At 71.5% G+C, this 13,041-nt stretch carries 11 protein-coding genes; 4 read left to right on the top strand and 7 right to left on the bottom strand.

Features of this window, described 5'->3' with window-relative positions:
* Positions 1-26: 26 nt before the first annotated feature.
* On the bottom strand, positions 27-1,283 hold the full coding sequence (locus ABZ855_RS37960; RefSeq protein ID WP_360814942.1) for a DUF4190 domain-containing protein: 1,257 nt from the start codon (positions 1,281-1,283) through the stop codon (positions 27-29).
* A gap of 266 nt (positions 1,284-1,549) precedes the next feature.
* On the opposite strand from ABZ855_RS37960, the gene ABZ855_RS37955 reads away from it, so the two are divergent.
* Positions 1,550-2,698, top strand: coding sequence for a pyridoxal-phosphate dependent enzyme (locus ABZ855_RS37955; protein WP_360814939.1), 1,149 nt, complete (start codon positions 1,550-1,552; stop codon positions 2,696-2,698).
* Positions 2,699-2,731: 33 nt separating this feature from the next.
* On the opposite strand, the gene ABZ855_RS37950 is transcribed toward ABZ855_RS37955, so the two are convergent.
* From ABZ855_RS37950 to ABZ855_RS37935, 4 genes are all read right to left on the bottom strand, one after another.
* Positions 2,732-3,574, bottom strand: coding sequence for an SDR family NAD(P)-dependent oxidoreductase (locus tag ABZ855_RS37950; protein WP_360814936.1), 843 nt, complete (start codon positions 3,572-3,574; stop codon positions 2,732-2,734).
* Positions 3,575-3,716: 142 nt separating this feature from the next.
* Positions 3,717-4,187 (bottom strand): hypothetical protein, encoded by a 471-nt coding sequence (locus ABZ855_RS37945; RefSeq protein ID WP_360814934.1) that lies wholly within the window; start codon positions 4,185-4,187, stop codon positions 3,717-3,719.
* A 41-nt stretch (positions 4,188-4,228) separates the two neighbouring features.
* Positions 4,229-6,688, bottom strand: coding sequence for a nitrate reductase (locus ABZ855_RS37940; RefSeq protein WP_360814931.1), 2,460 nt, complete (start codon positions 6,686-6,688; stop codon positions 4,229-4,231).
* Positions 6,689-6,709: 21 nt separating this feature from the next.
* The gene (locus ABZ855_RS37935; RefSeq protein ID WP_360814928.1) at positions 6,710-7,015 is read right to left on the bottom strand and encodes a DUF5133 domain-containing protein; all 306 of its coding nucleotides are present in this window, start codon (positions 7,013-7,015) and stop codon (positions 6,710-6,712) included.
* 305 nt (positions 7,016-7,320) lie between these two features.
* Between ABZ855_RS37935 and ABZ855_RS37930 the strand changes: the two genes are divergently transcribed.
* The gene (locus ABZ855_RS37930) at positions 7,321-8,241 is read left to right on the top strand and encodes an SDR family oxidoreductase (protein WP_360814925.1); all 921 of its coding nucleotides are present in this window, start codon (positions 7,321-7,323) and stop codon (positions 8,239-8,241) included.
* Positions 8,238-9,392: an aromatic acid exporter family protein gene (locus ABZ855_RS37925; protein ID WP_360814922.1), complete on the top strand. Its 1,155-nt coding sequence runs from the start codon at positions 8,238-8,240 to the stop codon at positions 9,390-9,392. Before ABZ855_RS37930 ends, ABZ855_RS37925 begins: the two co-directional genes overlap by 4 nt.
* A gap of 94 nt (positions 9,393-9,486) precedes the next feature.
* Here ABZ855_RS37925 and ABZ855_RS37920 read toward each other — a convergent pair whose 3' ends face one another.
* Positions 9,487-10,062, bottom strand: a complete 576-nt coding sequence (locus ABZ855_RS37920) for a hemerythrin domain-containing protein (RefSeq protein WP_360814919.1) — start codon at positions 10,060-10,062, stop codon at positions 9,487-9,489.
* 1 nt (position 10,063) lies between these two features.
* Complete coding sequence (locus ABZ855_RS37915; RefSeq protein WP_360814916.1) at positions 10,064-11,266, bottom strand: hypothetical protein; 1,203 nt, start codon at positions 11,264-11,266, stop codon at positions 10,064-10,066.
* A 127-nt stretch (positions 11,267-11,393) separates the two neighbouring features.
* Here ABZ855_RS37915 and ABZ855_RS37910 point away from each other — a divergent pair, with 127 nt between their 5' ends.
* Positions 11,394-12,653, top strand: coding sequence for a cytochrome P450 (locus ABZ855_RS37910; protein WP_360814913.1), 1,260 nt, complete (start codon positions 11,394-11,396; stop codon positions 12,651-12,653).
* Positions 12,654-13,041: the final 388 nt, after the last annotated feature.

Here is a 13,041-nt window from a genome sequence, read left to right as displayed (position 1 = left end):
GAAGGCAGCCTCGCTGCGATTTCTCCCTACACCTCGATGCCGGTGTCCCCGTCACCGGCACCGTCACCGTCTCCGTTTCCGCCACCGCTTCCGTCGTTGCCTTCGTCGCCGCTGCCGCCCTGCTCGTAGGAGGGCGGGCTCGTCGCCAGCCCCAGAGCCTTGCGGGCGGTGATCGTGCGGTTGACGTCGAGCAGCTTGTCACCGGCGTCGTAGTGGTCGTAGAACGTGTCCGCGTCGGCCGCCTGAGCCGCCTTCGCCCACTCCACGCGCGCGTTGCGCAGATCCCGCACCAAGGCGGCGACGCTCGGCGCGTGGGCCGGGGCGAACCGGTGTTCGGTGAGCAGGCGCGCCTGCTCGTCGAGCGCGGCCGTCACCCGCTGTGCCCATTTCCGGTGCCCGGGCAGGTCGTCCTCGACGTACTCCTCGTCGGGCGCCGTGTCCATCGCCGCGTTGAGCACATGGGCCGCCTTCAGGTACGCCAACTGGTCGGGATCGAGCGTCGTCTCGTCCTTGCGCAGCGAACCGGTGAGGCTGCCGTTCGCGTCGACGCTGCCGAACACGCACGTGACCTCGTGGTCGCCGGCCCGCCAGCTCTGGCGGGTCGGGGTGAGGTAGTAGACGTCGACGTCGTCGGGCACGGCCCAGGCGTCCATCGCGTAGCTGTCCTCGAGGGCGTAGCACCGGTCGTCGGCGATGTCGGTGACGCGGTCGTCGCCGGGGTAGGAGCCGGCCGGCAGCTTGAAGGAGGCGAAGACCTCGCCGTCGTGCGTGCGTGAGCAGGGGACGGTGTCGACGTCGTAGGCGATGCCTTCGAGGGAGCCGTCGGGGGCGTCGAAGCAGTCGCCCTTGACGAGGGAGAAGGCGCTGTCGCTGTCGTTGGCGGCGTCCTTGAAGCCGTCCCAGGCCGCGGTCAGGCCGCCGGTGGCGAGCAGCAGGGTCCACAGGGCGAGTCCGACGGTCGACAGCACGGCGCCTGTGACGGCCATGCCCTTTCCGCGCTCGCCCTTCTTGCGGATCTGGGCGAGGGCGATGATGCCGAGGATGAGGCCCAGGGCGGGGAGGAAGCAGAGGATGCCGAGGACGAGGGAGGCGATGGCGACGCCGTTGACGGGGGTGGGGTTGTTGTACGGGGAGTAGCCCTGGGGCCAGGGGGCGTAGGGGGTTTGGGGGGTGGGGTAGGGGTTGATGTAGGGGCTGGGGTGACTCTGGGGGGTGTTCTGAGGATGGCCCTGGTACGAGGGGTACGGCGGCTGGTCGGGTCCGGGGGGCGGGGGTATGGCCACGAGTGCCGGGCTCCTCGTCGGGGTGGTGTGAACTGGCGTGCGACTTGGCGCATGGTAAGGGAGTTTCGCCCCCCGCCGCCCCTACCCGTTCCCATCCCTGGGGGCTGCCGCCCCCAGACCCCCGCCACGGCCCTGAACGGGCCTCGTCCTCAAACGCCGGACGGGCTGAAAATGCCTGGGCCGCGCTGATCACATGCGGTGAACGGGCGGGTGGGTGGGAAACGCGACGTCCGCCCCATCCCGCCCCGCGCAACTACCCTGCGTACATGACCCCACTGCCGGACTCCTACTGCCCCTCGGACGGCACCCGTGTCCCCGCCGGGACCCTCGTCTGGTGCTGTCCTCTCTGTCGGGGGCCCCTGGACCTCGACTTCGTCCCGACCCCGGCGCCCCTCAAGTCCCTGGGCGGCAGGGTCAACTCCCTCTGGCGGTACGCGGAGACGCTCCCGCTCGCCTCTCCCACGACCACCCTCGGCGAGGGCCGCACCCCCCTCGTGGAACTCCGTGACGGCATCTCGGCCAAGCTCGACTTCCTGATGCCGACCCTCTCCTTCAAGGACCGGGGCGCCGTACTCCTCGCCGAGCTGGCCCTTCGTCTGGAGCCCAGGCAGGTCGTCGCCGACAGCAGCGGCAACGCGGGCACGGCGATCGCCGCGTACTGTGCCCGCGCCCGCCTGCCCTGCACGGTCTACGTACCCGAGGGCACCTCCGCGAAGAAGCTGGAGCAGATCCGGGCCCACGGGGCCCGCGTGAACATCATCGACGGGGACCGGGCGGCCACGGCCGCGGCCGCCCGCGAGGCCGCGGACGGACCGGGGACGTTCTACGCCTCCCACGTCTACAACCCGTACTTCCTGCACGGCACCAAGACGTACGTCCACGAGCTGTGGGAGGACATGGGCGGGCGTCTGCCCGATGTCATCGTCGTCCCCGTCGGCAACGGCACCCTGCTGCTCGGCGCCGCCCTCGCCGTCGCCGAACTGCACTCCGCGGGCCTCATCGACCGGCGCCCCGCGCTGCACGCCGTACAGGCCGCGGCCGTCGCCCCGCTGGCCCACGCCTGGGCGGAGGGCGCCACCGACCTCTCCGGCAGTACCCCTCCCCCGGCCTCGCCCACCCTCGCGGAGGGCATCGCGATCCCCGACCCGCCCCGGGCCCGCCAGATCCTGCGCGCGGTACGCGACTCCGGCGGGACGTTCCTCACGGTCACGGAGGATCAGATCCGGCACGCGCAGACCGACTTGGCGTCCCGGGGACTGTACGTGGAGTCGACCGGGGTGGCCTGCTGGGCCGCCGTACGGGAGGGAGCGGTGCTCGGGGCGAGCGGGGCGAGGACGGCGGTGGTGCCCTTGTGCGGAGCGGGGCTCAAGACCGGGCCGGCGTCGTCAGCAATGGTGCCGGCGCCGCCGGCCTGATACCCGCTACCCGCCACCCGCTCCGCTGGAGCGTCAGGCGTCGTCGAAGCCCGTGGCCCTCGCGCGCTTCTCCCAGTCGGCCACGTCACCCCGTACCTGGTCGAGATGGCCGAGTACGGCGGTCACCGCGTCGTCGCCGAGCGGCAGGCGCAGCGGGGTGTGGCCGGCGTCGGCGTCCAGGGCGGCCAGGATCAGGGCCGCCGCCTTGGCGGGGTCACCGGGCTGGGTGCCGTCCCCGTTCGCGACCATTCGGCGGGTCTCGCCCACCGTACGGGTGTAGACGCCGAGGTCCCGGCTGGCACCCGCACGCCCGCCGTCGAACAACTCGGTCCGGAAAGCGCCCGGTTCGACGATCAGCACCTTGATCCCGAACTGCCTGACCTCCGCCGCGAGCGCCTCGGACATGCCCTCCAACGCGAACTTGGTCGCGCTGTACGCCCCGAAACCCGGCGCGGAGAGCTGTCCGCCCACGCTGCTCATCTGCACGATCGCGCCCGACCCCCGCTGCCGCATGTGCGGCAGGACGGCCCGTACGAGCGCGGCGGGGCCGAACACATGCAGGTCGAACAGGTCACGGAGTTCGGCGTCCGTGGTCTCCTCGACGGCACCGACGTGCGTACGCCCCGCGTTGTTGACCAGGACGTCGATCCGTCCGTGCCAGGCGAGGACGTCCTGGATGGCGACCTCCACCGCGGCCAGGTCCGTGACGTCCAGGCGCAGGGCCTGGACCTGTTTGGGGTGGGCGGCCACGAAGCCGTCCAACGCGCCCGTACGCCGTGCGACACCGACGACCACGTCACCCGCGGCGACCGCCGCCTCGGCGACGGCCCGTCCGAAACCACTGCTCGCACCGGTGATGAACCAGACCCTGCTCATGAGGTCAGCCCTCCCGTAGACCGCAATCCGCCCGTAATCCGCCCGTTCACTGCGCCAACCTGCTCGGACGCGCGGTCAGCAGCCTAGACGGGCAAGGGCTTCCGCAGGTGGCACACGCTTCCAGAGGGCCGAAACGGGACCGTCAAAGACTCGACAGGATCTGCGGGGAGAGAGTCTTGATCATGGTGTTGGTCCAGCGCATCTGACGCAGGGTCTGTGGATGGCACGAGGACGCCAGGGTGAGCAGTTCGTCGTCGCTGGTGGCCTGCGCCACCTGGGCGAGCATCTCCCAGAGGAGGGAGTTCTCCGTGGCGGCCAGGTGCAGTTCCCGGAGATCGTGCAGAAGGAGCAGTCCCGGCTGGGGGTGGCCGTCCGTTGTCCAGGCCGGCAGGTCGTCGGGGTCCGGGTCGGGGTCGGGGGTGAGGTCGGTGTCCCGGTCCTGGGCGGCCCGCGCCAGGCGTCGGGCGTGTTCGCGGGACCAGTGGGCGAGATCCGTGGCCACATGGTGGACCTCGTGCTCCGCGCTGTGGCGTTCGGCCGTCGCCGTCAGGTGGGCGGCGAGCCGCTTCTCGCCGTGGTGGAGGGCGAGCAGGGTGTGGCTGACGCCGTTCACGCCGTTCACACTATTCACGCCGTTTACGCCGTTTACGCTTTTCATTCGGTCGCCTCCGTGACCAGGGCGTCCCGGCCGCCCTCGGTGGCCGGGACGGAGTCCGCGTGTGCCGGGGCCGAGGCGGTGGTCGTCGGTGCGGGGGCCGCTTGGCCGTCTCCGCGTTGTACGAGGTGGAGGGCGGCGGCCGCCGTCTTGAACAGGGGTTGCTTGGAGACCGGGTCCCAGTCGGTGACGGTCGTCTCGTTCGCGGCCCGTCCAGGTGTGTCGCCGTCGGGGGTGTGTCCGGCCTTGGTGTCCCAGTAGCCGTAGTGGAAGGGGACGAACAGCAGTCCGGTGCGGATGTCGGTGATGCGCAGGCGCGCCCGTACGGCTCCGCGAGGGGTGGTGACGTCGACCAGGTCGCCCTCCCGGAGGCCGAGCCGGATCGCGTCGGACACGGACGCCTCGACCCAGACCTCGGGAGCGGCGGCGTTGAGCTGGGGCGTGCGACCGGTCTTCGTACGGGTGTGGAAGTGGTAGAGGGTACGGCCCGTGAGCAGCTGGAACGGGTAGGCGTCGTCCGGCTTCTCGTGCGGCGGCAGGTAGGCGGCGGCCTTGATGACGGCCTTGCCGTCCGGGTTGAGGGCGCGGTAGACGGTGGCCTCGTTCGCGGCGCCGGTCACCAGGTCCTTGCCGTACGACTCGCAGAGGTCGGGGCGGGCCCAGTCGACGCCGTGGGTGTAGAGGCGGGGCGTGCCGTCCGGGGCCCGTTCGTCGCAGGGCCACTGGATGCCGCTTCCGGCACGCAGTTTGTCGTAGGTGAGGCCGGTGTAGTCGCAGGGGCGGCCGGCGCTGCAGCGTTTCCACGCCTCGAAGGCGGACTCCGGGTCGTGCCAGTCGATCAGGGGGTTCGCGTCCTTGTCGCGGAAGTCCATCCGCGCCGCGTAGTCGAGGAAGATGTCCAGGTCGGGCCTGGCTTCGCCGGGTGGTTCGACCGCCTTGTCGGACAGATGGACCGTGCGGTCGGCGTTGGTGAACGTCCCGGTCTTCTCGCCCCAGGTGGCGCCGGGCAGGACCACGTCGGCGAGTTGGGCGGTCTCGGTGAGGAACAGGTCCTGGACGACGACGAAGAGCCGCTCCTGTTCGAGGATCGACCGGATGCGGGACAGCTCCGGCAGGGAGACCGCCGGGTTGGTGCCGCTGATCCAGAGCATGCCGATCGAGCCCTGTTCGGCGTAGCGGAACAGCTGCATCGCGTGGGTGGGCGGGGCGTAGTGCGGGATCGTCTGCGGGTCGACGTTCCACACCCGGGCCAGGTCGGCCACGTGCTCGTCGTTCTGCCAGTTCCGGAATCCGGGCAGGTCGCCGTTGGCGCCGCACTCGCGGGTGTTCTGGGCGGTGGGCTGACCGTTCATCTGCAGCACGCCGGCGCCCGGTCGGCCGAGCATGCCGAGGATCAGGTGCAGGTTGTTGATCTGTACGGCCGCGGCGGTGGCCTGGTGCGACTGGTAGACGCCCTGGAGCACGGTCGACAGGAGCCGGTCGGCCGTACCGAGGAGCTCGGCGGCCTCGGTGATCCGGGCGGCGGGCAGGTCGCAGATCCCGGCGGCCCATCGCGGGGTGCACTCCTCGACCCGGGAGGCCAGTTCCTCGTAGCCGACGGTGTGCGCCTCGATGTAGTCGTGGTCGACTCGGTCCGTACGGATGAGCTCGTGCAGGAGTGCGTTGAGCAGGGCCACGTTCGTGCCGCCGCGCGGCGCGAGGTGTACGGCCGCCCGGCGGGCCACACGCGTGGGGCGCGGGTCGACGCACAGCAGCCGGGGCGGGTCGGCGCCCTCCAGCCTGTCCAGGATGCGCATCCACTGCACGGGCTGGGTCTCGGCGATGTTGTGCCCGAACAGCGCGATCACGTCGGCGTCGTCGATGTCGTCGTAGCTGCCCGGCTGTCCGTCGCAGCCGAAGGACTCCTTCAGCGCCTCGGCGGCGGTGGACGTGCACAGCCGGGTGTTGCCGTCCAGGTGGTTGGTGCCGATCCCGGCCCGGGCCAGCACCGCGAGTGTGTAGTACTCCTCCAGGAACAACTGCCCGCTGGTGTAGAAGCCGACGGATCCCGGGCCGCGTTCCCGCAGGAGGTCCCGCGAACGGGCGACGATCCGCTCCATCGCCGTGTCCCAGTCGCATTCCACGAGCCGTCCGTCCTGGCGGACCAGGGGTTCGGTCAGCCGGTCCGGGGCGGCGTTGGCCTGCCAGGCGAAGAGGTCCTTGGGGCCGAGCCGGCCGCGGTTGACCCGGTCCCGCGCGCGGCCCCGTACCCCGACCATCCGGCCGTCGACGACCGCGATGTCCATCGCGTCGCCGTCGGAGTGGAGGAGGGAGGCGGTCTGCACCCACCGCTGCACCTGCTCCGGTTCCACGCCCGCCGCCAGATGGGTGTCCACGCGCGTGGGCCACGACTCGTTCCTTCCGTACGGGGTTCGGCTGCCCCAGGGGCGTGCGATCCGGTCCACGGAAACGGCGTCCACGCGTGCCTCCCAACGACCCCGTCAGAGGTCGGCCTTGATGGTGTCCGCCTTGATGGTGTCCGTCTTGATGGTGTCCGCCTTGATGGCGTCCGCCTTGATGGAGTCGGTCCTGTCCCTGTCGCTCTTCGAACGGGCGCCCAGGACGCGGTGGCGGGCGGCTTTCAGCGCGGCGGCGATGTCACGGGTGCCGGTGGCGACGCACAGGGTGTAGGAGACGTCGTTCAGGCGCTGGAGGGCCTGGGCGCTGTTCTCCTGGGCGTGGCGGGCGCGCAGGATCTCGTACCTCTCGAGCAGGTCGGCGAGGACGGTGGGGTGGGCCATCAGCATGAGAGCTCTCCCTTGAGAAGTGGGGGGTTGCGGCGGGAGAGCTCCGGGCGGCACACACGTGCACACACGCACCCGACGTCGGCCGATGTTCGGCCTCCCGCGGCGGGCCTGTGATCCCAAGCACCTGCGGTCCAGGTGCCCCGCTTCCCCGGTCTCAAACGGGCCCGTCACGGAACCGGATGCTGTGACCACGCACATGTGTACGAGTCCAGCGTGAGCCGGATCCCGGTCTGTGTGGATCACGTCGGCGGGGGCACTCCGAGAGTGGCTCACCCCCGTCGGACGGGGGTGCCCGGGGCCGCGCGATGTCCCGCTCGCCCACGACCTCACCCGACGACCGAGGAGCAGTTCCCGTGCCCGAGAACCCCACAGACAAGCACCCACGCCCCGACTTCCCGCAGCAGGACCAGCCGCACCCCGGCTGGACCGGCCCCATAGACCCGCCGCCCGACCACGGCGAGGACTCCTACGAAGGCAGCGGGCTCCTCCGCGACCGCAAGGCAGTGGTGACCGGCGGCGACTCCGGTATCGGGCGCGCGGTGGCCCTCGCCTACGCCCGCGAGGGCGCCGACGTGCTGTTCACCCATCTGCCGGAGGAGGAGAAGGAGGCCGCCGAGACAGTGCGCCTCGTCGAGGAGGCGGGCCGCACAGCCGTCGCCGTGGTCTGCGACATCCGCGAGGAGGAGCAGTGCCGCAAGCTGGTGGAGCGTGCCGTCGACGAGTTCGGCCGGATCGACGTCCTCGTCAACAACGCGGCCTACCAGATGTCCCAGCCGGACGGCATCGAGGCGATCTCCACGGAACAGTTCGACCGGGTGGTGCGCACCAACCTGTACGGCATGTTCTGGCTCTGCAAGCTGGCCCTGCCGCACATCCCCGCCGGGGGTTCCATCATCAACACCACCTCCGTGCAGGCGTACAAGCCGAGTCCGCATCTGCTCGACTACGCGATGACGAAGGGCGCCATTGTGACGTTCACGCAGGGGCTCGCGCAGATGGTGGCCTCCGACGGCGTCCGCGTCAACGCCGTGGCGCCCGGCCCGGTGTGGACGCCGTTGATCCCGGCGACGCTCCCGGACACGGCCGAGTTCGGCAAGCAGTCACCGCTCGGCAGGCCCGCCCAACCGGCCGAGATCGCACCGGCGTTCGTCTTCCTCGCCTCGACCCACGCGAGTTTCGTCACCGCGGAGATCCTGAACGCGACGGGCGGCACCCCGCTGCCGTGAGGCGGAGGGAGGGGCACGCGGGTCGGATCGGTCGGATCGTCTGGCGCTCGGTCCGCCAGGAGGCCGCTTCCGTACGGCGCTCGGCTCGCAGGTGCGTCACCGAGGCCGGGCCCGAGCGCGACACGGCCGTGCAGTCCCTCAAGGCGGCGGGCGCCGCGCTGCCGGCCTGGGCGTTGGCGGGCTGGTGGTGGAACGCGCCCATGGCCCTGCTCGCGCCGTGGACCGCGCTGTTCCTTGTCCAGCGCACTGTCTACCGGTCGCTCGTGTCGGGGTTGCAGCAGTTCGCCGTTGTTGTGACGGGCACGCTGCTCGCCGCGGGCGCGGGCGCGCTGACCCGGGACACCATGGCGGCGATGGCCCTGGCGTTACCGCTCACCGTGCTGCTCGGCAACTACGCGCGCTTCGGCGCGGAGGGCCTGTACGCGCCGACGGCCGCCCTCTTCGTGCTCGGCTACGGCTCGTACACCGGGTTCGACATCCTGCACCGGCTTCTGGAGACCCTGCTGGGCGCGGTCATCGGCATCTGCGTCAACGCCTTCGTCCTGCCGCCGGTGCACTCCCGCAACGTCCGCCGGCTGCGAGGGCGGCTGCCCGAGGAGTGCGCCGACCTGCTGCACACCGCCGCCGACGGCCTCGACGGACCGTACGACCGGGAGCAGGCCCTTCGCTGGTACGACAGGGCGGTGTGGATCACCGACGTGGTGACGGAGCTGCGGTCGGCGCGGCGCTGGTCGGACGAGAGTTACCGGCTCAACCCCGGGCACCGTATGCGCAGATCCCTGTCCGCGCCTCCCCAGGCCGAGTGGGACATCGTCTGGGACCGGATCGCCGAGGACATCAGGGCGACGACGCGCACGCTGAGCGAGGTCACCGTGCTGCCGGCCGGAGTGCCCGGCATCCTCGCGACCCTCCTGCGGTCCGCCGGCGACGTGCTCGCCGCCGAGGAGGGCGACAGGACCGAGGCGGCGGAGACGGCGGCGTCGGCGCACGGCCGACTGACCCGCGTCCTCGCCCGCGGCCACGCCGAGACCACGCCCGAGCTCGGCGGGCTGACGGCGGACACCCAACGCCTCCTGGACGACCTGCCGACCCCTGTCGTCAGGACACGGCCGCGACGCGCGGAGGCGAAAGCACCCGCCACCCCCTCCTGACCGACGCGATACGCGGAGGGCCAGAGGGGGTGCGGGCCCGTTCCGACCATGGTGCACGGTGGGTGGCCGGCACAGGCCCTCGGAGTGCTTCGGCTCAGCCGTCCTTGCCCATGGCCGAGCGGACCGCGTCCCTCGTACGGTCGACCAGCGCGGCCACCGGGCCGAGGGTCATGTTCTTGGCCGCGGACTCGGTGCCCGGATGGGGGCGGGTGGGGGCCATCGCCTCGGCCGCCTTGATCGCGCCGGCCAGGGAGGTGAGGCGTTCGGGGTCGGCGGTGCGGCGGATGTGGATGAACTCGTAGCGTTCCTCGGCGCGGGCGTGGGCCATCACCTCGGTGCGCAGGGTGAGGAGTTCGGAGAGGAACTTGGGGTCGTCGGTGTCCGTACCGTCCAGCCCGGCGAGGGTCTCCTTGGCCGTCCTCTCCTCCGTGAGACGGTCCTCCACCACCCCCTCGCCGCCGGTCACCGACGTCCTGGTGAAGGGATGGATCACCTCCTCCTCGGCGGTCTCGTGGACCGCCAGCAGCCGCACCAGCCGCCGGAAGGCGTTCCGGCGGTCGTCGCCCGTGGACCGCTCGACCTCGTCGAAGAGGTTGCGGATGTCGCCGTGCTGCCGCATCAGCAGGGCCACGACATCGACATCGGACTCGCTCACTGCGATCCCGGCCATGTCAGCTCCGCTCCCTGGACGCGGCGTCGGGGTGTTCCCCCTCGGTCTGCGAGCGGTACTCGCGGCCGAACATCTCCTGGTGCTGCACCATCACCCGCTCGCTGGGCGGCTCCTCACCGCCGTGGATCCGATCCTGCATCCGCTGGAACCGCTCATGGGCGTCCCGTACATAGCCCGTGCCGAGCGTGGTCAAGTCCATCTGGGTGTCGAGGAGTTCGCGCAGGTACGCCTTGTTCGGCTCGAAGGTGAGCACGTTCGGCAGCTCCGGTGCCAGCACCTCCTGCGGCTCGCGCCCGTCGTGACGGCGCATCAGGTCGCAGGCGATACGGAGGTGTTCGAGCTCCATGTTCAGATGCAGCTCCCAGATCGCCCGCACCTTCGGGTCGGGCTCGGTCTCCATGAAGGAGTGGTAGAGGTAGCACTCGTTGTACTCGTGGTGGACGAGCTGTTCCCACCAGCTCTCACCCGGGTCGACCAGCGACTCGTAGTGGGTGACGTGCTCCTCCTCGATGAGGGCGATCTCCTGGTAGAGCTGCCGGGCGATCGGCTCCATGTACTGGGGGCCGACGTTCAGATAGAAGTTCATGGTCTGCTGCTCGGCCGCCATGATCGTCAGTGCGTGCAGCCGGGAGAGCGGGTCGACCGTCGCCCGGTCGTAGGGCTCGCGCACGTTGTCGACGGGGTGGCGGTGGTGGAGTTTCGTCGGCCGGCCCGGCATGACCTCGGTCAGGCCCTCGACGATCGCGTCCGCCTTGCGGTGCTCGATCATCTCGTAGAGGTTGGAGTACCGGTACAGGTGGTCGAAGTCCTCCAGCACGCCGAACTGGTAGGCCTGCTTGAGGTAGGGGTCCGGTTCCGCGCGGGCCACCCAGCCGGTGAGGTCGACCGCCACCTGCTCGTACGCGATCGTCGTCTCGAGGACCGAGGCGAGGCCGGGCAGCAGCCAGTTGACCGCCTTCTGCTGTTGCTGCTCGATGTAACGGACCTCCGCGAGCTGCTTCTTGACCTCCGGGTCCGGACAGTGCCGGGCGAACTGGTGGCTGAAGAGGATCGCCTCGACCTCGATGCCGTTCATCGCGATGACGCGGCAGCGGGTGTACGGGTCGCAGTGGTCCGGGTCGATCGGCTCGACGTCGAGCTCACGCCAGTTGCGGAGCTGTTGGTCGAGGGGGATGCCTTGCTGCTGGAGGGGATTGAAGGTCACCTGGGCCTCCTCGTTGATCCGGGCCGTGCAGGGCCACGGCCAGGTACCCGTCGCGTTTGAGCGGAAACGGCCGGGACTCACCCGGATGCCGCGTTTCCGGCCAGGGCCGAGGGGCACCCGGCAAGCCATGGATCACAGTCGCCGCTCCCCGCTCGCCGACAGCTCGCTCGCCCTGCTCACCAAGGGGTACGCCTGGTTGCCCGACCGTCGGCGCCACGCCTCGGGCCCCGTCGTGCGCACCCGGCTGATGGGGCAGCACACGGTCGCCCTGCACGGGCCGGACGCCGTCCGGTTCTTCTACGACGAACAGCACGCGGAGCGGGCTACGGCGCTCCCCGGGCCCGTACTGAGCACGCTGTTCGGCCAAGGGGCCGTGCACACCCTGGACGGGCACGCCCATCGCGTCCGCAAGGGCATGTTCCTCTCCCTGCTCACCGGGGCGCGGGCGGTCGCCGGGGTCGTGGAGGAGGTCACCGGGGAGTGGGACGAGGCCGTGTCGTCGTGGCCCGGCCGCCCCTCGGTGGTCGTCTTCGACGAGGCGAGCCGCATCCTCACCAGGGGTGTCTGCCGGTGGGCCGGCCTGCCCCTCGCCGACGCCGACGAGGTGGCCCGGGACCTGGTCGCCATGGTCGACGGTTTCGCCACGCCGGGCCCGCGCCACTGGCGGGCCCGGCGCGCCCGCTCCCGCGCCGAGGCATGGCTCGCGGCCCTGGTCGAGGACGTACGGCGGGGCACCGCCACCGCGCCGACCGGCTCGGCGCTCGACACGGTGGTCCTGCACCGGGACGCCGACGGCAGGCACCTCGACCCGCACACGGCCGCGGTCGAACTGCTCAACGTCATCCGGCCGACCGTCGCGGTGTGCTGGTTCGTCACCTACGCCGCCCACGCGCTGCACCGCGCCCCCGACATCCGGGAGCGGCTGCGCGAGGACGACACCGCGTACGCCGTGGCGTTCGCCCACGAGGTGCGGCGCTTCTACCCGTTCGCCCCCTTCCTCGGCGGCCGGGCCGTCACCGACCTGCACTGGCAGGGGGAGCCGATCCCGTCCGGCGCGCTGGTCCTGCTCGACGTGTACGGGCAGAACCACGACCCGGACGTCTTCCCGGACCCGTACACCTTCGACCCGCGCCGCTTCCTGGAGCACCCGCCGGCCCGCGACGAACTGATCCCCCAGGGCGGCGGCGACCGCACCGATGGTCACCGCTGCCCCGGCGAGGACATCACGATCGCCCTGCTGCGCGCGTTCGGGCCGCGCCTGGCCGACCTGGAGTACGCGGTGCCCGCACAGAACCTGAGGATCCCGCTGAACCGCATGCCGTCCCGGGTACGCAGCGGATTCGTCATCGAGGGGATCCGGGTACCGGTCCGGGTCGCGACGAGCTGACGGCACTGACCGGCACACCCACGCGCCGGTGCGCAGCACCCAGCGCCGGTGCGTAACGCCCGGTGTCCCGTGCCCGACGCCCGGTGCCCGACGCCCAGCGCCCCGTGCCCGACGCCCGCTGCCCGCTGCCCGCTGCCCAGCGCCCCGTGCCCAGCGCCCGACGGCCGGTGCCCGACGGCCGGCGCCCGGTGCCCAGCGCCCGGTGCCCAGCGCCCGGTGCCCAGCGCCCGACGGCCGACGCCCGACGCCCAACGGCCGCTGCCCAACGGCCCGTTCCCAGCGCCCCGCGCCCGACGGCCGGTGCCCAACGGCCGGTGCCCAACGGCCGGTGCCCAACGGCCGGTGCCCAACGGCCGGTGCCCAACGGCCGGTGCCCAACGGCCGGTGC

The sequence above is a fragment of the Streptomyces sp. NPDC047042 genome (assembly GCF_040644035.1).
GTDB lineage: Bacteria > Actinomycetota > Actinomycetes > Streptomycetales > Streptomycetaceae > Streptomyces.
The sequence above is the reverse complement of the archived record's forward strand: the minus strand, read 5'-3'. Positions and strand labels throughout refer to the sequence as shown.